Source organism: Peteryoungia algae, assembly GCF_030369675.1.
GTDB classification, from domain to species: domain Bacteria; phylum Pseudomonadota; class Alphaproteobacteria; order Rhizobiales; family Rhizobiaceae; genus Allorhizobium; species Allorhizobium algae.
Genome location: NZ_CP128477.1, coordinates 1,918,320 through 1,939,089, shown reverse-complemented (window position 1 = coordinate 1,939,089; position 20,770 = coordinate 1,918,320). Strand labels below are relative to the sequence as shown.

At 61.3% G+C, this 20,770-nt stretch carries 15 protein-coding genes and 1 tRNA gene; 6 read left to right on the top strand and 10 right to left on the bottom strand.

Annotated elements, in window-relative coordinates; genetic code table 11:
• Positions 1-10 precede the first annotated feature (10 nt).
• Positions 11-2,524, top strand: a complete 2,514-nt coding sequence (locus tag QTL56_RS09460; protein WP_245136078.1) for a CoA transferase — start codon at positions 11-13, stop codon at positions 2,522-2,524.
• A gap of 341 nt (positions 2,525-2,865) precedes the next feature.
• Here QTL56_RS09460 and QTL56_RS09455 read toward each other — a convergent pair.
• Together QTL56_RS09455 and cpdR1 are read right to left on the bottom strand one after the other, a co-directional pair.
• A tRNA-Val gene (locus tag QTL56_RS09455) sits at positions 2,866-2,940 on the bottom strand.
• Positions 2,941-3,034: 94 nt separating this feature from the next.
• Complete coding sequence (cpdR1, locus tag QTL56_RS09450) at positions 3,035-3,397, bottom strand: response regulator CpdR1 (RefSeq protein WP_006726917.1); 363 nt, start codon at positions 3,395-3,397, stop codon at positions 3,035-3,037.
• Between the two features lie 198 nt (positions 3,398-3,595).
• Here cpdR1 and QTL56_RS09445 point away from each other — a divergent pair, with 198 nt between their 5' ends.
• Together QTL56_RS09445 and hisN are read left to right on the top strand one after the other, a co-directional pair.
• Positions 3,596-4,471 carry an N-formylglutamate amidohydrolase gene (locus tag QTL56_RS09445; RefSeq protein ID WP_229574567.1) on the top strand — a complete coding sequence of 292 codons (876 nt, stop codon included), beginning with the start codon at positions 3,596-3,598 and terminating at the stop codon, positions 4,469-4,471.
• A 322-nt stretch (positions 4,472-4,793) separates the two neighbouring features.
• On the top strand, positions 4,794-5,570 hold the full coding sequence (gene hisN / locus QTL56_RS09440; RefSeq protein ID WP_245136079.1) for a histidinol-phosphatase: 777 nt from the start codon (positions 4,794-4,796) through the stop codon (positions 5,568-5,570).
• 20 nt (positions 5,571-5,590) lie between these two features.
• On the opposite strand, the gene QTL56_RS09435 is transcribed toward hisN, so the two are convergent.
• Positions 5,591-6,580, bottom strand: coding sequence for an alpha/beta fold hydrolase (locus tag QTL56_RS09435; RefSeq protein ID WP_245136081.1), 990 nt, complete (start codon positions 6,578-6,580; stop codon positions 5,591-5,593).
• A gap of 393 nt (positions 6,581-6,973) precedes the next feature.
• Between QTL56_RS09435 and QTL56_RS09430 the strand changes: the two genes are divergently transcribed.
• Complete coding sequence (locus tag QTL56_RS09430; RefSeq protein WP_229574564.1) at positions 6,974-7,444, top strand: Hsp20 family protein; 471 nt, start codon at positions 6,974-6,976, stop codon at positions 7,442-7,444.
• A 30-nt stretch (positions 7,445-7,474) separates the two neighbouring features.
• Here the strand turns inward: QTL56_RS09430 and QTL56_RS09425 are convergent, their stop codons facing one another.
• The 5 genes from QTL56_RS09425 to QTL56_RS09405 form a co-directional block, all read right to left on the bottom strand.
• Entirely contained in the window at positions 7,475-8,074 is a 600-nt protein-coding gene (locus QTL56_RS09425) for a DoxX family protein (protein WP_245136082.1), read from the bottom strand.
• Positions 8,071-8,862, bottom strand: coding sequence for an HvfC/BufC N-terminal domain-containing protein (locus QTL56_RS09420; protein ID WP_245136084.1), 792 nt, complete (start codon positions 8,860-8,862; stop codon positions 8,071-8,073). The genes QTL56_RS09425 and QTL56_RS09420 overlap by 4 nt, the downstream gene beginning before the upstream one ends.
• Entirely contained in the window at positions 8,852-9,772 is a 921-nt protein-coding gene (gene bufB / locus QTL56_RS09415; protein WP_245136086.1) for an MNIO family bufferin maturase, read from the bottom strand. The genes QTL56_RS09420 and bufB overlap by 11 nt, the downstream gene beginning before the upstream one ends.
• A gap of 66 nt (positions 9,773-9,838) precedes the next feature.
• Positions 9,839-10,141 carry a BufA1 family periplasmic bufferin-type metallophore gene (locus QTL56_RS09410; protein WP_229574560.1) on the bottom strand — a complete coding sequence of 101 codons (303 nt, stop codon included), beginning with the start codon at positions 10,139-10,141 and terminating at the stop codon, positions 9,839-9,841.
• A 142-nt stretch (positions 10,142-10,283) separates the two neighbouring features.
• Positions 10,284-11,330 (bottom strand): threonine aldolase family protein, encoded by a 1,047-nt coding sequence (locus QTL56_RS09405; protein ID WP_245136088.1) that lies wholly within the window; start codon positions 11,328-11,330, stop codon positions 10,284-10,286.
• A gap of 414 nt (positions 11,331-11,744) precedes the next feature.
• Here QTL56_RS09405 and gltB point away from each other — a divergent pair, with 414 nt between their 5' ends.
• Together gltB and QTL56_RS09395 are read left to right on the top strand one after the other, a co-directional pair.
• Positions 11,745-16,463, top strand: coding sequence for a glutamate synthase large subunit (gltB, locus tag QTL56_RS09400; RefSeq protein WP_229574558.1), 4,719 nt, complete (start codon positions 11,745-11,747; stop codon positions 16,461-16,463).
• Between the two features lie 182 nt (positions 16,464-16,645).
• Positions 16,646-18,100, top strand: coding sequence for a glutamate synthase subunit beta (locus tag QTL56_RS09395; protein ID WP_245136089.1), 1,455 nt, complete (start codon positions 16,646-16,648; stop codon positions 18,098-18,100).
• An 81-nt stretch (positions 18,101-18,181) separates the two neighbouring features.
• On the opposite strand, the gene QTL56_RS09390 is transcribed toward QTL56_RS09395, so the two are convergent.
• Positions 18,182-19,381, bottom strand: a complete 1,200-nt coding sequence (locus tag QTL56_RS09390; RefSeq protein WP_245136090.1) for an SGNH/GDSL hydrolase family protein — start codon at positions 19,379-19,381, stop codon at positions 18,182-18,184.
• 117 nt (positions 19,382-19,498) lie between these two features.
• Positions 19,499-20,710, bottom strand: a complete 1,212-nt coding sequence (locus QTL56_RS09385; protein WP_245136091.1) for a lytic murein transglycosylase — start codon at positions 20,708-20,710, stop codon at positions 19,499-19,501.
• Positions 20,711-20,770: the final 60 nt, after the last annotated feature.

The following is a 20,770-nucleotide window of genomic DNA, read 5'->3' as shown; positions in this document are numbered from 1 at the left end:
GACAATGACAATGGTAGTCAACACTCGAGACAAACTCCCCCTCCACGGTGTCAAGGTCGTAGACTTTGGCCAGTATATCGCTGGTCCGGCCGTAGCCATGATCCTTGGCGACCTCGGAGCGACGGTGGTTCACATCGATCCGCCCGGTGGTCCTCTTTGGCAGAGCCCGGCCAATGCGACACTCAATCGCAACAAGCTGATCGTCACCATTGATCTGAAGTCGCCGGAAGGCCTCGAGCAGGCGCTGGCGCTGATTGCGGAAGCAGACATCGTCATCGAAAACTTCAGGCCGGGGAAACTCGAGGCGCTGAAGATAGACTTCGCTGGTCTCAGGCAGGAGCGGCCGGAACTGATCACCCTTTCCATTCCGGGCTTTGCATCGAATGACGAGGAACGACGCGAGCTACGCGCCTATGAGAGCATCATTGCGGCAAGCTCGGGTGTGTTTACCGATATGGGCCTCAATCGCGTGCTGATGGGCGTCAATCCATCATTTTCTCCGCTGCCGCTTGCCTCCGCCTACGGCGCAATGCTGGCGGCTTCCGCCGCTGTGCTCGCCCTGCAGGCGCGTGAACGTACCGGCCTTGGCGACCACATCGAAGTCCCGCTCGCCAGCGCCGTCATGGAAGGGCTCTGCTACAACTCGATCCAGATCGATGGCTTGCCGGCTCGCTACATCACCCAGCGGGAGCAGGAGATCGCCCGCAGGCGGGTCGAGGGCCTGCCGATGAACCTCGCCTATGAGGAACTGCAGGAGCTTCTTGATCCGTTCTACCGAAGCTACCTCTGCAAGGACGGACGCATGTTCTATGTTGTCTGCCCCAGCCACAAGCATCATGCAAAACGCTGTCTGCAGGCCCTCGGTATCTACGAGGAGCTGGTTGCCGACGGATTGATGGAGGAGGAGGATACATACCTTCCGACCTCCGAATGGAAATCCGACGTCTCGCTTGGTGTTTACCCGCTACCCAAGTTCTGGGCAGACAAGATTGCCGCGAGAATGAAGCAGGTCTTCCTCACCCGGACAGCCAAGGAATGGGAGCGGATCTTCGGACGTGGCGGTTTTCCCGGCGCGCCGCAACGCTGGTTGCAGGAATGGATCAATGATGATCACGCCGAGACGGCGGGTCTGATGATTGACGTTCAGGATCCGGAATACGGAACCATGATCCAGCCCGGACCCGTCGTCTGGCTTGAGGACAGCGGCGAGGCGGCCCTGTCTCCGGTGCCAAGGCGCTGGGTGCCATTTTCCAGCGCATTGGACCTCCTAAAGAAGCAGAAGACCAAACTGCCACGGGTTACCGATTCCAATGATCGCAGCGGTTGGCTTGAGGGCGTTCGCGTGCTCGACCTGTGCAATGTCATCGCCGGACCGCATTCCGTGTATTACCTCGCCCGGTTTGGCGCTGAAGTGATCAAGCTCGACCCTGCATCACCTCTGTACGATTGCTGGAATACCGTCATTTTTGGCATGTCGCACATGCGCGGCAAGCGATCGGCACTCATCGACATCAAATCCGCCGAGGGGCGCAAGGCGTTCGAGGCATTGGTGAAGTCGGTCGATGTCATTGTCTGGAATGCGCCGGACAACCAGGTCCGTCAGATGGGGCTCGATGCCGATGCGCTGGCGAAGATCAATCCTGACGCCATCTTCTGCAAACTCGACTGCTTCAGCGGGGTCAGCCGCGGCCCTCGGACCGACTATGTCGGCTATGACGATCTCGTGCAGGCGGCGACCGGTATCATGCTGCGTTTCGGCGGATCGATGCATGAGCCTGAAGAGCATGCGCATGTCGGCACCATCGACGTCATGTGTGGCTTCGGCGGTGCTCTCGCCGTGGCGGCCGCCCTTTACCAGAAGCTTAAGACCGGTCGGATTGGCCGTGGGCGAACCTCGCTCTCCGCCAATAGCGGCTTGCTGCAGATCCCCTTCTGCTACGACTATCGCGACCGAGGCCTCTTCAATGAACCCTCCGGCCGGTATGTTCCTGGATACGATGCGCTGACGCGCTTCTATTACACGGCGTCCGGCGACTATCTCCTGTTCAGCTCGAACGAGCATGATGTGCCAAGTCTGGATGGTCTGGAGGACTTCAAGGGCATTGCCGGTCTGCCGAAAGACGAGCGCGATGCGTTTCTTTCCAGCATCTTTGCCAAGGATACCTCTCAGGCTTGGCTGCAAAAATTGCATGCGGCAGGTTTCGGCGCGGCCATTTGCGACAATATTGACGCCCTGAGGTCGCGCTATTCACGGGAGGCCGACGGAACCAACGGCATCGACCGGGGAAGCTATTCCTTTTCGACGTACACCGACCACCCAAGCGGTCATGTCGTCACACAACTCGACCCCTATGCCATCCGACCAAGCCGCAGCGCGATCGTCTCTCCGCCGCCCGCGGAGAAATACGGCGCCTCCACCGTGACGGTTCTTGAAGAGCTCGGCTATACGAGCGACGAAATCGAGAGGCTGCTGGCTGACGGTGTGGTCAGCGAGAGCTGGAGCTCGGAGTATTTGCCAAGCTGACCGGGATCTGCGGTTTCTGTTCCTCAAGGGGGACCAGAGCCGCAGTCAGCCTGCCGGAGTGCGCAGACGCGTTGACGGGCTTCAGATCGGACCCTTGCACTCGCGAGGACGTCTTGACGCGTTCCAGAGCCCTGGCGCGTGTCACTGTGCGGGTGGCCGGCTTGCCTGCCATGAGCGGATCCCAAAGCGACGGGCCTGATGGAGGGCCCTCGGATGAATTCGGGGCGAATCAATCCCCGCTTACCTGTCGGGTATCGATTGATGTCGTGCAGAGATGTTCGGGCGAAACCGGAAAATCAAAAGGGCTCGCCGTTTCCGGCAAGCCCTTGAAAGAATTCGAATGGTGGGCGTGACAGGGATTGAACCTGTGACCCCTACGATGTCAACGTAGTGCTCTCCCGCTGAGCTACACGCCCATCCGATGGCGGCTTAAGACCACAAAACCTGTTCGCCCGTCAATAGGCATTTTGCAGTTTTGTGAAGAGATTTTTTCAACCTCTCGACAAGGCCTTACGCAGCAAGGAGTTTGTTCACTTCGTCGACGAGATCGCGGAGGTGGAAAGGCTTGGACAAGACCTTTGCATCCTTCGGCGCCTTCGAATCGGCGTTCAGCGCGACGGCAGCAAAGCCGGTGATGAACATGACCTTCAGGTCCGGATCGAGCTCGGTGGCGCGGCGTGCCAGTTCGATGCCGTCCATTTCCGGCATCACGATGTCGGTCAAGAGAAGGGAGAAGGGTTCTTCCCGAAGGCGGTCATAGGCGCTTGCGCCGTTGTCGAAGGAGGAAACTTTGTACCCCGCCTTTTCCAGCGCCTTCACCAGGAACCGGCGCATGTCGTTGTCGTCTTCGGCGAGAAGGATTTTCTGAGTCATTTAGGGACCGCTGTACTCGATTGCATTGGGAAGCTCGCAGTCGCTCACTTTAGGGTCGGCTCAGTAAAGAACCGGTGAACAACGAAAAAGTGAGCCTGCTCCGCCATTTCCAGGAGTATGGACTTTGCACCTGCCGACTGGCAACATGGCGGACACAACAAGTTTGTGACTTGGTAAAGAAGAGGCCCTGGGAAGCGGATGACCAACGAATTCGAGCTGTTCGAGGTTCGAGAGCCCGCGATCCAGACCATTCCTTTCGTCTACAACTCCCCGCATAGCGGCCGCCGATACCCGTCATCCTTTCTGGATGAGTCGCGACTCGATGATGTCTCGATTCGCCGGTCGGAAGACCATTTCGTCGATGAGCTGTTCTCGGCGGCACCCGGGCTGGGCGCGCCGCTGCTCGTCGCGCATTTCCCGCGCGCCTATGTCGACGTCAACAGAGAGCCCTATGAGCTCGATCCCCGGATGTTTTCCGATCCGCTGCCGCCCTTTGCCAACAGCAATTCGGCACGCGTCGCTGGAGGGCTTGGCACGATCCCTCGCATCGTTGCTGAAAACATGGAGATCTACGAGCGGCGGATGCCGCTGTCCGTCGCCATGGACAGGATCGAGAGCTGCTACAAGCCGTATCACGCCTGCCTCCGCAGACTGATCGCCCGGACGCATGCGATGTTCGGTTTCGGCGTTCTGATCGACTGCCATTCCATGCCCGGCAATATCAGGGTGGCCGGTAGCGGGCTGAAGCCCGATTTCATCGTCGGTGATCGGTATGGCACCAGTGCATCGGCGGATCTCAGCCAGGCGGCGCTGCAGTTCCTCGAAGAGCTCGGCTATACGGCCGTTCGCAACAAGCCTTATGCCGGTGGCTTCATCACCGAACATTATGGTCGTCCGGCCCGCGGGCTGCACGCCCTGCAGATCGAGGTCAATCGCTCGATCTATATCGACGAGGCGAGGCTGGAGAAGCGGGCCGATTTCGACGCCCTTGCGGGTTCGATCGCCGTGTTCATGCAGCAGATGGCAGGATTCGTGGCGGATTATGCCATCGACCAGGCGCTCGCGGCCGAGTGAGGCTTTCCAATCGAACTGTTTTGGGAACCTGTCGCGTTGCGGTGGGCAAAAAAAACCGCGCTCGTGGCGCGGCTAAGTCTAGGGAGGAAACACCCAAGGAGGGTATTTACAGTCAGAAGACTGTAATTGAGAGGTTAGATGTTGCGGTGCACCATTGTCAAGTCCGATTTTGGTGCTTTTTTGAGCAAGGCCAAAATTTACGCAATTTGGCCCTCGGCTCGTGATCGCAGGGCGCAGGCAGGGTGCATTCAGCCAGTCGGTTGTTTTCTTTCCCGGCAACTGGCTTTAAGAGGGACATACCCTCCAGACGACGGAATTTTTCATGCGCCCTGACAGAGATTTCTTCTTCCGCCTTGCTGATGCTGCCAAGGCAGAGACCCTTCCGCGCTTTCGTTCGGGCCTCTCGGTCGTCAACAAGGAGAAGGCCGGATTCGATCCCGTCACCGAGGGAGATCAGGCCGCCGAAATCGCAATTCGCCAGCTGGTCGAGGCCGAGTTTCCCACCCACGGCATTCTCGGCGAGGAGCACGAGAATATCCGTATGGATAGCGATCAGCTCTGGGTCATCGACCCAATCGACGGGACGCGCGCCTTCATCTCCGGCGTGCCCGTCTGGGGCACGCTGATCGGCTTTCAGGAACATGGCAAGTCGGTCATGGGGCTGATGGAGCAGCCATTCACAGGCGAGCGCTACTATGCCGATGGCGAGCGGTCCTGGTATTTCGGTCCTGATGGCGAGCGGCAGAATGCGGTGCGCGACTGCGGCAGCCTCGAAAACGCGATCCTCTTCACCACTTCGCCGCATCTTTTCAAGGATTGGGAGGTCGAGAGTTTCCAGGCCGTCCAGGACAAGGTCAAGCTCTTCCGCTACGGCGTCGATTGCTACGCCTATTGCCTGCTGGCGGCCGGCCATGTCGATCTCGTGATCGAGACGGTGCTGAAGCCCTATGACGTCGGCGCGCTGATCCCGATCATCGAGCAGGCGGGCGGGATCATCACCACCTGGGATGGCGGACGGCCTGAAGCAGGCGGCTCGATCATTGCGGCCGGCTCAAAGACCGTGCATGCGCAGGCGATGGACATGTTGAAGCGTCGCTGAGCCAGCGTTCGGTCGGTGGCTCAAGTCTCCAGTGCTGAATCGGTAAGCTGCCCGATTGGATCTGTCTCGTCCGGCTCACCGCCTGGCATGAAGGCGAAGATGGCCGCCAAGGCCTGTTTGCGATAGCGGTCCTGCTCCTGCAGGATCTCGTGGCGCGCGCCAGGTACGGGGACAAGCTGTCCGGCGCGGAAATATTGCGCCAGCGATTCCTGAAAATGGAAAGGTACGATCGGGTCGTTGCCGGGGGCGATGACGACGGTTGGGACCGTGATCGAGGCGAGATGGCCGGGACGCCGCACGTCATCGATCGCCTTCTGGCTCTCATAAAGCCAGCGTGCCGTCGGTGGCCCAAGCGCCAGTTCCGGATGGTCGACGAACAGGCGTTGGTTTCGGGCGAAACGCAGGGCATCCGTCGTCAGCGGGTTGCCTTCGAAACGTTTCAGCGCTTCATCCTTGTTCAGGGTTATCTGGCCGAAGCCGGTGAAGGCGGCGAGCGCTGCGACCCTGCGGATGTTTTCCGGTGAGGTCTTCTGGCCACCCAGGCCGACGAAGGGCGCTGTCAGAACCATCCGCTCGATGCGGTTGGAAAGCCGGGGCGCTGCCTTCAAGGCAATCAGGCCGCCGGTCGAGTGGGCGAGCATGAAGAAGGGCAGGCGTGTGTCCGGCAGGACGATCTGCTCAAGAAAGATCTCGAGATCGCGGATATAGTGGTCGAAGCGGCCGACATGGCCCTTGCGCGGATCCTTCAGCAGACGCCCGGAGCCGCCCTGGCCACGGAAATCATAGGTCGCCACCCAGAAGCCGTGCTCGTTCAGATCGCGGATCGTCTCGAAATACTTCTCGATCGTCTCGTTGCGCCCATGGAGCAGGACAATCGTGCCTTTTGGTTTTGGCGAGGACGACCGGAACACAGCATAGCGGAGCCGCGCACCGCGATATCCTTCGAAGAAGCCAACCACTGGCGTGCCAGGAATGGGGTTGCCGGGGGTAGCGTGAAGAATGGCGTCCATGCCTGCAACTGCCTGTCGGTTGAAGCGCTTATCGTTTCTCCGGGATAGGCTGCAGCCCAAGCCGAAGTCAAAGAAAAAAGCCGGAACCGCATGCGGAGGATGCGGTTCCGGCCAAATCCGGTCGAAGAGGAAGGGACGATATCTCCGGCCCGGACGGTCGAGACAACCGATGGGAAGACACTATGTGGGGACGGTTGAATGCGGCTTGAACCGTGCGTTCACCGACAGTTCATCGGCGCAGACCTCCTGCGAGCGCTGCGATCTTGAATTCGGGACAAGCATTTCCCACATCGGGTTTGCGGACGCCAAACGGGTCCGCGAACCGCCGCCGCCATCGCCCCAACGGGATGCGCGCGGGTTTGAGAACGCCAACGTCGCTTCAAGGAGGACATCATGCGTCACGTCGATTTTTCCCCGCTTTACCGTTCCACCGTCGGTTTTGACCGCCTGTTCACCATGCTGGACAGTCTCGGCCAGCCGGAACAGGCGCAGAGCTATCCGCCCTACAATATCGAACGCACCGGTGAGAACCTCTACCGGATCACCATGGCCGTTGCCGGCTTCGATGAAAGCGAGCTTTCGATCGAGGCGCATGCCCATGTGCTGACCGTCAAGGGGGAGAAGGCCGAGGATGAGAAGGTCGAGCAGAGCGAGTTCCTCTATCGTGGCATCGCAAAGCGCGCCTTCGAGCGCCGCTTCCAGCTCGCCGACCATGTGGAAGTCACCGCCGCTTCGCTGAAGAACGGGCTGTTGCATATCGACCTCCTGCGCAACATTCCGGAAGCCATGAAGCCGCGCCGCATCTCGATTGCCGCCGAGCCCGTGGGCGCGGCACCGAAGGCGATCGAGGCGCATGTGAACTAAGCGCAGGCGCGAGCGCCAAGCATCATCCAGTCAGGCGGTCGGCGAAAGCCGGCCGCTTTTTTGTTGGGTCCCGGTTCTGCGTGTCCAGAGCGTGCTCAGCAGCTTGTCGAGCGAGAGCAGGCCGGCACCTTTCACCGCGAGATAGGCGAGCGGGAAGGTCCAGAGCAGGCGCTGGTCGAGGATGACGCTGTCGGGGAAGCGGTCGAAAAGCGCGCCGATCGTTGTGGCATCGACATTGTGGACAAGGATGTCGGTCAGCGTTTGTACACCCACGAAGCCGATCATGCCGAGGGCGGCGATGCGGGTAAAGAGGCCGGCGACGATGAGGAGCGGCAAGACGATTTCTCCGTAGGAGCCAAGAAAGACCATCAGGCCCCAGGGGAAGAAGGAGACGGCGGAGATGTCGCCGCCTGCCGCATCCACGGCGGGCAGGGCAATCTGGTAGTAGGCGCCGTCAGCGATCGAGAAGGGGCCGCTGAATTTCGTCAGGGCGGAATTGAGGTAGTAGGGTACGAGAACCGCGAGGAAGACCAGGCGGGCAAGGAGGCCCAGAAGCCAGCCGTCGAGTGCCGTTTCCAGCCCGCGAACCGTGCGGCGATAGAACTCGATGAGGGATGTGACGGATGTCATGGTCGGTCGCCTTCCTGTTTTGTGTCGTTGGGCAGGTGTATCGAGGAAAAGGCGCCGCTCGACAGGGTCAGGCCGATGAGAGCGGGAATGTCGCCTTGCATGTGTTGCGCGGCGAAACAGGCTTCACCCAGTGGAGCGCCGCTCAGAAGAGCCTGAAAGAACGCGGCTCCTCCGGCTGGCAGGACTTCGATCGCAGGATCGCAGTCGGGCCGTGTGAGCAAGACCGTTTCCGATGCCATGGGATTGACGCCGTCGAGCGGCAGCGTTGCCCGGTCGCGCCGGACAATTGTGCCGGCGGCATGGCTGAACTGCGCGAGGCGGGTCGCCGAATGGGGGGTAAAGCGGATGCCGGCCAGTTCGTCCGTACGCACCTGGGCGAGGGCGGCAGGATCGAGCGGTCGGGTATCTGCGGCGTGATAGGCGTCCAGCCAGAGGCGTTCGACGCGCGCTACGTCAGGGAGGAACGGCAGGTCCGCTGCCGGCGCAAAGGTTTCCAGAAAAGTCGGGAGGCTTTTGCCATAGGTGAAGAGCAAAGGCGAGGTCGGCGGATGGCCGGTCACGTAGAGGCGGGCCATGGCCCGGAAGAAGTCTTCGCCGACGAGGTTCTGCACGGTCGGGAAGATCGAGGCCATGGCATCGACCAGTGAGACGACGACATTGTTGCGGTAGACAGCGAAGCGGCGCGTCGGAATGTGCCCATCGCGGCTGGTCAGGCCATCCGGCGGCGGCTGTTCGGGGGCAAGAAGCGCCTGGGCAAAGGCGCCATTGTGTACCGGGTCAGGACGCATGGCGTACACCGAGTTCGACCGGGGCGTGCCTGTCGAGAATCGCGTCGGCGCGCTGCGCCTCACTCTTCAGCACCGGCCATTCCGGCACATCATTGTCCCATTCGATCAACGTCGGCAGCGGGCCGAGTTTGGCGAGGACGTGTTCGTACAGTTTCCAGACGAGATCGTCGATCGGGCGGTCGTGGCTGTCGATGAGGAGCGGCAGGCCGGAGTCATCGACGTCTTCCGCATGGCCGGCAAGATGAATTTCTTCGACGGACTGGAGAGGAAAGTCAGCGAGATAGTCGCGGGCGCCGTATCCGTGATTGGTGGCGGAGACATGGACATTGTTGATGTCGAGCAGCAGGCCGCAGCCGGTGCGCCGAGCAATCGACCGGATGAAGTCGGTCTCGCTCATCGTCGACGCCTCAAAACCAAGATAGGTGGACGGGTTTTCCAGAAGGATGCGGCGGCCGAGCGTTTCCTGGACCTGGTCAATGTGATCGCAGACCCTTGCCAGCGTCGCCTCGTCATAGGGCACTGGAAGGAGGTCGTTGAGGAAATGGCTCTCGTGAGTCGACCAGGCGAGATGCTCGGAAACCTGTTCCGGCTGATAGCGGTCGATGACGGTTTTCAGCCGCGCGAGATGTGCCTGGTCGAGGCCGGTCGGGCTGCCGATCGACAGGCCGACGCCATGGATCGAGAGCGGGAATTCTTCGCGTATGCGCGTCAAGATGCGGTGCGGATGGCCGCCGGCGCCCATGTAGTTTTCGGCATGCACTTCGAGAAAGCCGATGCGGAATTCATCGGCCAGAATGGTATCGGCGTGCTGCGGCTTGAAGCCGGCGCCGGCGCGTGGGGGCAGTGTCTCACCACGGGCGTTGCGATTCGATACGGTAACAGGGGTTTTTGTAACGGCATTTGCGGACATGACCGGCTCCTCACGCTCCAGACAGAGAGGACGGCACCTGCGGGCGGCCGCAGGTGCCGTATCGGCTCAGGCCTTGGGCAGGTCGCGGTCGAGAGCTTCGAGCGAGCCCATGCGGCCATCGGGAAGGGCCATGGTCGTGCAGGTGCCCTTGGCGACGTAGGTCCAGGCATTGCCCTGGAAGTCGACCTTGGAGGTGCCGGCGCAGGTGGTGCCGGGGCCGGCGGCGCAGTCGTTCTTTCCTGCCATGGAAACGCCGAAGCACTTTTCCTTTTCCTGGGCCATGGCAGGACCCGACAGGAGTGCGGTGCCGCCGATGGCCATGGTGACAGCAGCGGCGAGAGCCGTCGCGTTAAGTGTGTTCTTGCTCATGAAGGTCTCCTCGGATCGTGAATTGCGTATTGCTCAGACCCTCGTCGGTCTGGCAAAAACATCATGCCGAGAAGTTCCCAGATTGAAAAATCAAGCTTATTTGCGGAAAATGTGCGCGTTTCAACTGTAAGAAACGGCTCTCTCAAACGACGTCTATGAATTGGTCAACTTCATCTTGCGTGGTTGCAAAGCTTGTTACTAGCCGTACCAGGGTTTCGTCTTCGCGGGGCAAGGGGAGCCAGCCTTGGGGCGCTTGCCACTCATGGAATTTCGCCCCTTTTTCGCGTGCTCGTTCAACTGACGACTTCTCCATGACGGCAAAAACCTCGTTCGCCGTCGTATCCCAGGCAAGGCGTACCGTGTTCTTGCCCGAAAGGCCTGCCCGCAGGCGGTCGGACATGGCATTCGCGTGCCCTGCCAGTTCGAGCCAGAGACCGTTCTCGAGATAGGCTTCGAGCTGAGCGGAAATGAAACGGCTCTTGGAGAAGAGCTGGGCCGAGCGCTTGCGGATAAATGGCATGTCCGTTGCCAGGTCCGGGTTGAAGAAGACGATCGCCTCGGCACACCAGCAGCCATTCTTGGTGCCGCCGAAGGAGAGGATGTCGACGCCGCGCTTCCAGGTCATTTCAGCGGGCGTCACGCCCAGGGAAACAAGGGCGTTGGCGAAGCGTGCACCGTCCATGTGGAGCGGGAGGTCGCGCGACTTGGCCACCGCTGCAATCGCATCCAGCTCATCGAGGGAATAGACTGTGCCGACTTCGGTCGCCTGGGTCACGGACACTGCCATCGCGCGACCGTGATGGGGCGAAGCCGGTTCGAAGCGGCCGATTGCGGTCTCCAGGGCCCTCGGGTCGATCTTGCCTTCCGGCCCTTCGACGGGAAAGAGCCGGGTGGCACCGGTCAGGAATTCAGGCGCGCCGCCTTCGTCCGCGTTGACGTGGGCATCGGCGTGACAGAAACTCACGCCACCGGCCTTGGCGAGACTGGCGAGCGCCAGCGAGTTGGCAGCCGTGCCGGTCGCGACGAAGAAGACCGCGACCTCGCGTTCGAATATCGCGCTGAAGCGCTCCTCGACCGCCTTGTCCAGGTCGCTGGTGCCATAGGCAGACGCGAAGCCGGCGGCATGGCGAGTGAGGTTTTCGGCGATTCTCGGATGGGCGCCGGACCAGTTGTCTGAAGCGAAGTGCATGGCAATATTCCTAGGGCATAGGCGGGTGCGAGGACTGTAGGCATTTCCGGCTCGCTATCAATCCGGCCCGGTCATCATGAGGGCGGCGACAGCCAAGTCCGCAACAAGGTGACCTGGGTCGCAGCTTGTGCGTAATAAAATTTCGCGGATGCGCCAATGAGGGCAATTTCGCATCCCTGTGCCGGTTAATTTCCCGGCGAACTCTTGCATGAGCGTTTACTTTCTGTCATAGGAAAATCAGAAATTAGGTCAGACTAGTTGACCTAATTAAAGTCTCGAAGGCAGCATGTTTTCGGGCGTCATGGGGTAGTCAAGCAATCCGTGCAGGATGGCAGGGCTGTCGCTGGCGCCCATCGGCGCCTGGAAATGGGTCCAATCAGCCCGGCCTGTCCGGCTACTATGGAGGTAAAGGTCATGACGAAAGTTCCGTCATCCGAAGAGGTCATGCGGTCCGCCCGTTCGGAGGCTGTCGCCGACACGGTGATCGCGCGCACCGGCCTGCCTCCGAAGCAGGGTCTCTACGATCCGAAGAACGAGCACGATGCCTGCGGCGTCGGCTTCATTGCCCATATGAAGGGGCAGAAGTCGCACCAGATCGTCAAGGACGGATTGTTCATCCTGGAAAACCTCACCCATCGCGGTGCCGTCGGGGCCGATCCGCTGATGGGCGACGGTGCGGGTATCCTCGTGCAGATCCCAGACCGCTTCTTCCGCGAAGAAATGGCTGCCCAGGGTGTCACCCTGCCGAAGGCGGGTGAATACGCTGTCGGACACTTCTTCTTTCCGCAGGACGAGATGCAAATCTCCCACTTCAAGCAGGTGATCGCGGAAGTCTGTCAGTCCGAGGGGCAGACCCTCCTGGGCTATCGTGATGTTCCGGTCGACAATTCTTCCCTGTCCAAGGCGCCGGAAATCGCGGCGACTGAACCGCGTCAAATCCAGGTCTTCATCGGTGCCGGCCGCGATGCCGCAACGCAGGACCAGTTCGAGCGGCGGCTGTTCCTGCTGCGCAAGGTGATCTCCAACCGCATCTACGATCAGTATGGTGGACAGGAGACCGGTTTCTATCCGGTGTCCCTGTCGTCCTCGACCATCGTCTACAAGGGCATGTTCCTCGCCTATCAGGTTGGCGCCTATTACAAGGATCTTGCCGACCCGCGGTTCGAATCGGCTGTGGCCCTCGTCCACCAGCGCTTCTCGACCAACACCTTCCCTTCGTGGAAACTGGCGCACCCGTACCGGATGGTTGCGCATAACGGCGAAATCAACACGCTGCGTGGCAACGTCAACTGGATGGCCGCGCGTCAGGCTTCGGTGTCCTCGCCGCTGTTCGGCGACGACATCTCCAAGCTCTGGCCGATCTCCTATGAAGGCCAGTCGGATACGGCCTGCTTCGACAACGCGCTCGAATTCCTTCAGCGCGGTGGCTATTCGCTCGCACATGCCGTGATGATGCTGATCCCGGAAGCATGGTCGGGCAACCAGCTGATGTCGAAGGAGCGCAAGGCCTTCTACGAATATCATGCCGCGATGATGGAGCCGTGGGATGGTCCGGCCGCCGTCTGCTTTACCGACGGTCGCCAAATTGGTGCCACGCTCGATCGCAATGGCCTGCGTCCGGCCCGCTATCTCGTGACCGACGACGATCGCGTCATTCTGGCGTCTGAAGCCGGTACGCTTCCGGTTCCGGAAGAGCGGATCGTGAAGAAGTGGCGCCTGCAGCCGGGCAAGATGCTGCTCATCGACATGGCGGAAGGCCGCATCATTTCCGACGAGGAAGTGAAGTCGCAGCTTGCCGGCAGCCATCCGTACCGCGAATGGCTCGACCGCACCCAGCTGATCCTTGAAGACCTGAAGCCGGTGGAGCCGCGTGCGCTCCGCCGCGACGTGTCGCTGCTCGATCGCCAGCAGGCTTTCGGTTACACCACGGAAGACACCAAGATCCTGATGTCGCCCATGGCGACGACGGGCCAGGAGGCGATCGGCTCGATGGGCACCGACACGCCGATCTCGGCGATGTCGACGAAGTCGAAGCTGCTCTACACCTATTTCAAGCAGAACTTCGCCCAGGTGACGAACCCGCCGATCGATCCGATCCGCGAAGAGCTCGTCATGAGCCTCGTCTCCTTCATCGGTCCGCGTCCGAACATTCTCGACCATGAAGGCATGGCCAACGCCAAGCGCATGGAAGTGCGGCAACCGATCCTGACCAATGGCGATCTCGAAAAGATCCGCTCCATCGGTCACATGGAAGACCGCTTCGACACCAAGACGCTCGATTTCACCTACGATGTGGGACGTGGCGCCGAAGGCATGCCCGAGATGCTCGATCGTCTGTGCGAGCGAGCTGAAGCGGCGGTCCGTGGCGGCTACAACATCATCGTGCTCTCCGACCGGCAGATCGGCCCGGACCGGATCGCGATCCCGGCTCTGCTCGCAACCGCTGCCGTACATCACCACCTGATCCGCAAGGGTCTGCGCACATCGGTGGGTCTGGTTGTGGAATCGGGTGAGCCGCGCGAAGTGCACCACTTCTGCTGTCTCGCCGGCTATGGTGCGGAAGCGATCAACCCTTATCTGGCCTTCGACACGCTGCTCGACATGCACAAGCATGGCGAATTCCCCAAGGAAGTCTCGGAAGACGAAGTCGTCTATCGCTACATCAAGGCCGTGGGCAAGGGCATCCTCAAGGTCATGTCCAAGATGGGCATTTCGACCTATCAGTCCTATTGCGGCGCGCAGATCTTCGACGCGATCGGCCTCTCATCCGAGCTGGTCGACAAGTATTTCTTCGGGACCGCCACGACCATCGAAGGCATCGGCCTGACCGAAATCGCCGACGAGACCGTGACCCGCCACAGTTCCGCCTTCGGCAAGGACCCGGTGCTCGCCAATACGCTGGATGTGGGCGGCGAATATGCCTATCGCATGCGCGGTGAAAACCATGCCTGGAGCCCGGACTCGATTGCCTCGCTGCAGCATGCGGTTCGCGGCAACAGCCAGGAGCGCTACCGCGAATTCGCCGAGATGGTGAACGACAGCAATCTGCGGATGAACACCATCCGTGGGCTCTTCAACATCAAGTCGGCGGAAGCGCTCGGTCGCAAGCCGGTTGCTCTCGATGACGTCGAGCCTGCCGTGGACATCGTCAAGCGCTTCTCGACAGGCGCCATGTCCTTCGGATCGATCAGCCGCGAGGCGCATACGACGCTCGCCGTTGCCATGAACCGGATCGGCGGCAAGTCGAACACCGGCGAAGGCGGGGAGGAGAGCGACCGTTATCTGCCGCTGGCGGACGGATCGTCCAATCCCGAGCGCTCGGCGATCAAGCAGATCGCGTCCGGCCGTTTTGGCGTGACGACGGAATATCTCGTCAATGCCGACATGCTGCAGATCAAGGTCGCGCAGGGTGCCAAGCCCGGCGAGGGCGGCCAGCTGCCCGGCCACAAGGTCGATGCGACTGTCGCCAAGACCCGCCACTCGACGCCGGGCGTCGGCCTGATCTCGCCGCCGCCGCATCACGACATCTATTCGATCGAAGATCTGGCGCAGCTGATCTACGACCTGAAGAACGTCAACCCTCAGGCGGATGTCTCGGTCAAGCTGGTCTCGGAAGTCGGCGTCGGCACGGTTGCCGCCGGTGTCGCCAAGGCGCGTGCCGACCATATCACCATCTCCGGCTTCGACGGCGGTACCGGTGCCTCGCCGCTCACCTCGCTGAAGCATGCCGGTTCGCCCTGGGAAATCGGTCTTGCCGAGACACAGCAGACGCTGGTGCTGAACGGTCTTCGTTCGCGCATCGCGCTGCAGGTGGATGGTGGTCTGAAGACGGGCCGCGACGTCATCATCGGTGCCCTTCTGGGCGCCGACGAGTTCGGCTTCGCGACGGCTCCGCTGATCGCGGCCGGCTGCATCATGATGCGCAAGTGCCATCTGAACACGTGTCCCGTTGGTGTCGCGACCCAGGATCCGGTGCTGCGCAAGCGCTTCAAGGGCACGCCGGAGCACGTCATCAACTACTTCTTCTTCGTCGCCGAAGAAGTGCGTGAAATTCTCGCTTCGCTGGGTGTGACCAAGCTGGACGAGATCATCGGTGCCTCGGAGCTTCTGGAGAAGGACGAGATGCTTGCTCACTGGAAGGCCAAGGGGCTCGATTTCTCGAAGATCTTCCACAAGGTCGATGCGCCGAAGTCCGCCACCTACTGGACGGAGCGCCAGAACCATCCGATCGTGGATATTCTCGACCGCAAGCTGATCGAGAAAGCGATGCCGTCGCTGGACGCCAAGCAGCCCGTCGTTTTCGACGTCGACATCAAGAATATCGACCGCTCTGCCGGTGCGATGCTCTCGGGCGAAGTCGCCAAGCGCTACGGCCACAAGGGCCTGAAGGACGACACGATCCACGTGACTCTGAACGGCACCGCCGGCCAGTCCTTTGGCGCCTTCCTGGCGCGTGGCATCACCTTTGATCTCGTCGGCGACGGGAACGACTATGTCGGCAAGGGTCTGTCGGGTGGCCGCATCGTCGTGCGTCCGCCGGAAAACGCCCGCATCGTCGCGGAAAACTCGATCATCGTCGGCAATACCGTGCTTTACGGTGCGATCTCCGGCGAGTGCTACTTCCGTGGCGTGGCCGGTGAGCGCTTTGCCGTGCGCAATTCGGGTGCGATTGCGGTTGTCGAGGGCGTGGGTGACCACGGCTGCGAATACATGACGGGTGGCGTGGTCGTCGTGCTCGGCGAAACGGGCCGCAACTTCGCGGCCGGCATGTCGGGCGGCGTGGCTTACGTGCTCGACGAGAGCGGCGATTTCGCCAAACGCTGCAACATGGCGATGGTCGAACTCGAGCCGGTTCCGGAAGAGGACGACATGCTGGAGAAGCTCCACCATCACGGCGGCGACCTCATGCACAAGGGCCTTGTCGACGTGTCCGGCGACATGACCCGCCACGACGAGGAGCGCCTCTACCAGCTGATCTCGAACCATCTGCACTACACGGACTCGAACCGTGCGAAGCAGATCCTCGACAGCTGGGCAGAGTATCGTCCGAAGTTCCGCAAGGTCATGCCGGTGGAATACCGTCGTGCGCTTGAGGAAATGGAGCGCATGCGCATGGGCGTGGCTGCGGAGTGAATCGCAAGGGACGTATCGTCCATCTAGGAATGGCCGTGGCAATTGCTGCGGCCGTTCCAACGGTCGCCGCACTCGTCAATGGTGCGCTTGTTTTGGAATTCGTAGTGCTGGGGGCGGTGATCGCTATCGCCTACTGGTACTGGGGGCCGCAATGGCCGCCTCTGTGAGCTGAGGGAAAGAGAATGGGCAAGGTTACAGGTTTCATGGAAATCGACCGGCAGGTGGCGAAGTATCAGCCGGCCTCCGACCGCATCCGCCATTTCCGCGAATTCACCATCCCCATGTCGGATGCTGAGGTCACCAAGCAGGCGGCACGCTGCATGGATTGTGGCATTCCCTATTGCCATGGTCCGACCGGCTGTCCTGTTCACAACCAGATCCCGGACTGGAACGACCTCGTCTACAACAACAAGTGGGAGGAGGCGATCCGCAACCTCCACTCGACGAACAACTTCCCGGAATTCACCGGTCGCGTTTGCCCAGCGCCTTGCGAGGAAGCCTGCACGCTGAACCTTGAAGACAGCCCGGTTGCGATCAAGACCGTCGAGCAGGCGATTGCCGACAAGGCCTATGAGCTCGGCTTCATCGTGCCGCAGCCGGCGACGATCCATACCGGCAAGAAGGTTGCGGTCATCGGTTCCGGACCCTCAGGCCTCGCTGCTGCCCAGCAGCTGGGTCGGGCCGGCCACGAGGTGCATGTCTATGAGCGTGAGTCTAAGCCCGGTGGGCTGCTGCGCTACGGCATCCCGGACTTCAAGATGGAAAAGAACTTCATCGACCGCCGTGTCGAGCAGATGAAGGGGGAAAACGTCACCTTCCATTGTGGCGTGAACGTCGGCGTCGACGTGACGGTCGAGACGCTGCGGGCAGACTATGACGCGGTGCTCTATTGCGGCGGTTCGGAAACCCCGCGTGAGGCCGGCATTCCCGGCGTCGAGTTCCATGGCGTGCATGATGCCATGCCGTATCTCGTGCAGCAGAACCGCCGGGTCGGCCGTGAGAACATCGATAGTATCGGCTGGCCGGCCGATCCGATCCTCGCCGGTGGCAAGCATGTCGTCGTCGTCGGTGGTGGTGATACGGCATCCGACTGCGTCGGCACGGCCTTCCGCCAGGGCGCCGTCAAGGTGACCCAGCTCGACATTCGTCCGCGTCCGCCGCAGACGGAAGACAAGCTTGCGATCTGGCCCTTCTGGGCGACGAAGATGCGAACCTCTTCCTCCCAGGCCGAAGGCGCCAACCGCGAATTTCAGGTTGCCACGCTCGAATTCGTTGGCGAAGACGGTGTGCTGACCGGCGTGAAGTGTTGCCAGGTGGATGAGCGTCGCAAGCCGATCCCAGGCACCGAGTTCATCATCAAGGCGGATCTCGCCTTCATCGCCATTGGCTTCTCCGGTCCGTTCACCGACAGCGTGCTCAAAGACCTCGATGGCAAGCTTGAGCTGAATATGGACCGTCGCGGTTCGACCAATGTCGTTGCCAATGACAAGGACTATCGTTCATCCGTGGACAAGGTCTGGGTCGCCGGCGACGCCCGTCGCGGCCAGTCGCTGGTTGTCTGGGCGATCCGCGAAGGCCGCCAGGCCGCACGCGCCATCGACGAGGCGCTGATGGGCGAAAGTGTTTTGCCGCGCTGATGCGCGTCAATCATGTACCGATTTAAAGAAAAAGGTCGCCCGGGAGGCGGCCTTTTTTGTTCGGTCCGTATTCGGCGATGATCAGGGCGTCGCAGTCTCTGGCGCCGGCGGCGCGCGCTTTACATAGTCCACCCTCCCGACCGGCGGATCCGGCAGACTGCCGTTCTGGACGAGCTGGTCGCGGGGGGTGGGAAATGTCGATGATGGCGGCAGCGTACCGCCGAGCAGTTCGTCCGCGCCGTCGAGTTGCGGATCGAAGAGATCGATCGGCGGGGTGGTGATGATGCTCTTGTTCTCCGAGGGCGGCAAGCTCACCAGAGCTGGAAGGTTCGTCGCATCGAGCCGGATCAGATCCGGGCTCGTCATGTCGCCGAGATAACGGCGCACGGATTTTTCGACATAGAAGGCGAGTTTGCGCTTGCCGGGGCTGGTAAAGCCGATGCCGTCATTGCCGCGCAGGCGCACCGGCTGGCCGTTGATGTCGGAGCCGGTGACTATGAAGCGTCCTTCCTGGTCGACGAAGCCTTCCCAGACATCGACGAATTCGCCGTTCAGCTTCTCGATGCTGGATCGATAAATGGCGTTGAGACGCAGCGCATCGGCCGTCATGTTCTGCGGCCGGAAGGCGGGCAGGCCGACCCAGATCACGGGCACGCGCGTTTCAGCAGCAATCGTCGCCAGGCGGGTGACGCGTTCGCCATAGGCGCTGAACCAGGGGTCGGTGCGGAAATCGAGACGACCGTCCGGGGTCACGAGTTGTTGCCGGTCATTGGCGCCAACCTGGATCACCAGAACGCTGGGGTTGACCTCCGCGACGATGGCCGGAAGCGCGCCGGGCCAGTCGTAGAAATCGTCGCGCACAAGGCCCGAGGATCCGTTTGCCCGGTTCTCGACCACGACACCGGGGGATCCCTCGAAGGCGGTCTTCAGTCCGTCACCCAAGGAACTCGCGACAAAGTCGCCGACCACGAGCACCTTCTTGGCGGTGTCGAGCTTCGGCGGCGGTGGCGGAGCGGCCGCAGCGCGTGTCGTTGGCGCGCGCGTCTTGATCGTGGTGACGCTGCCACTGCTTTTCTTGCGGACCTTGCCCTCTCGCGGACGCTGGACGTTCTGCGGCGGCACATATGCCGGCTGGCGCTGACCGAAGAGAAGCTCAAGCAAGTTGCGGCGGCGCTCCGGCTGCTGTGCCTGCGCGGTCGAGCCGACAAAGGCCGTCGCGGCCAGCATCAGGGCGAGGCCGAAACACAGCAAGCGGGCAGGTTTTCCGCGCAAGCTCTTCAAGTCAAACTCCTTCGCTGTCGCCACGGCCTTGCCTGGAAAAACATTCCGCCGCGATCCCATGTTTCTGGATCGCGGCGGACGGCAAGTCAATCTATGCAATGCTCTGCGCGGTGGCGATCAGTTGCGCAGGGCATCGAGCAGAACGCGTGAGGGCTGGCCATCGACGGACATGCCAAGGCGTTGCTGAATGGCCGTGATCGCGGCCTTCGAGCCGGAGCCGAAATTGCCGTCAATCTTGCCGTCGTAGTAGCCAAGCGCCTGCAAGCGTGTCTGCAGCTCGAATTTTTCCTTCATGTCGAGCGTGCCGTTCGGCCGCGGCCAGCGCTGTTTCATGCCGCCGTATCCAGCGATTTCGTCGGCGAGAAGGCCGACGCCGAGCGCATAGCTGTCGGCGGCGTTGTAGCGCTTGATGACGAAGAAGTTCTTGGTCATCAGGAAGCCCGGGCCGCCGGAGCCGCCGAGCATCTTGAGTTCGGCGCGCTCGCTGCCATTGCGGAACCCCTTGCCGGTCGGACGGGCAAAGCCGAGTGCCTGCCACTGGGCAACGGTCTTGGTCTGGCCGCTGTATTTGTGGCCGCCTTTCGGCACGACAATCTCATATCCCCACGTGCGGCCCGTCTGCCAATTGTTCTTGGCAAGGAGGTTGGCGGCCGTCGCCAGCGCGTCGGGGATCGAATGCCAGATGTCCTTGTCGCCATTGCCGTCGGCATCGACGCCGTACAGCAGGTAGCTCGTCGGAATGAACTGGGTATGGCCCATGGCGCCGGCCCAGGATCCCATGAGGTTCTTGTTGGACACGTCGCCGTTCTGCAGCATCTTGAGTGCGGCAATCAGCTGCGAGCGGGCGAATTTGGCGCGCTTGCGGTCGGCATAGGCGAGTGTGGCCAGCGAACGCGGCACGTTGTGCAGACGGTCCGGACGCTCGAGCGCTGCGCCATAATTCGATTCCATCGACCAGATCGCGAGCAGCACATGCTTGTCGACGCCGAAATGGTTTTCCAGCGCCGTCAGCAGCCGGCCATGCTTCGCCAGCATTTCCTGGCCGACCTTCACGGTATAGGGGTTCACGCGGCTATCGAGATAGTCCCAGATCTCCGACTTGAACTCCGGCTGGTATGCCGCCTTTTCGAGTACGAACTGATCAGGCTCGTTCACGCCGTTGAACGCCTGGCGATAGGTGCGTTCGCTAATCCCGGCCTTTGCGGCCGTCGGATAAAAGTCGCGAATCCATTTCTGGAAGCCAGCGTCCGCGAAGGCGTCCAGCGGGATGAGCGCCGCCGACAGGGTCAGGGCAATCGCGCCGAGCAGGCTGGGGCGGTGTCTTTTCATGGGCATCTCCCGTGCATTCTCGTGTGGGCAGCCGGAACAAAGGCTGTTCACGACAGGTTA

Excerpts from the sequence above, each read along its gene's own strand:
- QTL56_RS09460 (WP_245136078.1), top strand. The coding sequence starts at position 11 with ATGGTAGTCAACACTCGAGACAAACTCCCCCTCCACGGTGTCAAGGTC.
- cpdR1 (WP_006726917.1), bottom strand. The coding sequence starts at position 3,397 with ATGACTCAGAAAATCCTTCTCGCCGAAGACGACAACGACATGCGCCGG.
- QTL56_RS09445 (WP_229574567.1), top strand. The coding sequence starts at position 3,596 with ATGACCAACGAATTCGAGCTGTTCGAGGTTCGAGAGCCCGCGATCCAG.
- hisN (WP_245136079.1), top strand. The coding sequence starts at position 4,794 with ATGCGCCCTGACAGAGATTTCTTCTTCCGCCTTGCTGATGCTGCCAAG.
- QTL56_RS09435 (WP_245136081.1), bottom strand. The coding sequence starts at position 6,580 with ATGGACGCCATTCTTCACGCTACCCCCGGCAACCCCATTCCTGGCACG.
- QTL56_RS09430 (WP_229574564.1), top strand. The coding sequence starts at position 6,974 with ATGCGTCACGTCGATTTTTCCCCGCTTTACCGTTCCACCGTCGGTTTT.
- QTL56_RS09425 (WP_245136082.1), bottom strand. The coding sequence starts at position 8,074 with ATGACATCCGTCACATCCCTCATCGAGTTCTATCGCCGCACGGTTCGC.
- QTL56_RS09420 (WP_245136084.1), bottom strand. The coding sequence starts at position 8,862 with ATGCGTCCTGACCCGGTACACAATGGCGCCTTTGCCCAGGCGCTTCTT.
- bufB (WP_245136086.1), bottom strand. The coding sequence starts at position 9,772 with ATGTCCGCAAATGCCGTTACAAAAACCCCTGTTACCGTATCGAATCGC.
- QTL56_RS09410 (WP_229574560.1), bottom strand. The coding sequence starts at position 10,141 with ATGAGCAAGAACACACTTAACGCGACGGCTCTCGCCGCTGCTGTCACC.
- QTL56_RS09405 (WP_245136088.1), bottom strand. The coding sequence starts at position 11,330 with ATGCACTTCGCTTCAGACAACTGGTCCGGCGCCCATCCGAGAATCGCC.
- gltB (WP_229574558.1), top strand. The coding sequence starts at position 11,745 with ATGACGAAAGTTCCGTCATCCGAAGAGGTCATGCGGTCCGCCCGTTCG.
- QTL56_RS09395 (WP_245136089.1), top strand. The coding sequence starts at position 16,646 with ATGGGCAAGGTTACAGGTTTCATGGAAATCGACCGGCAGGTGGCGAAG.
- QTL56_RS09385 (WP_245136091.1), bottom strand. The coding sequence starts at position 20,710 with ATGAAAAGACACCGCCCCAGCCTGCTCGGCGCGATTGCCCTGACCCTG.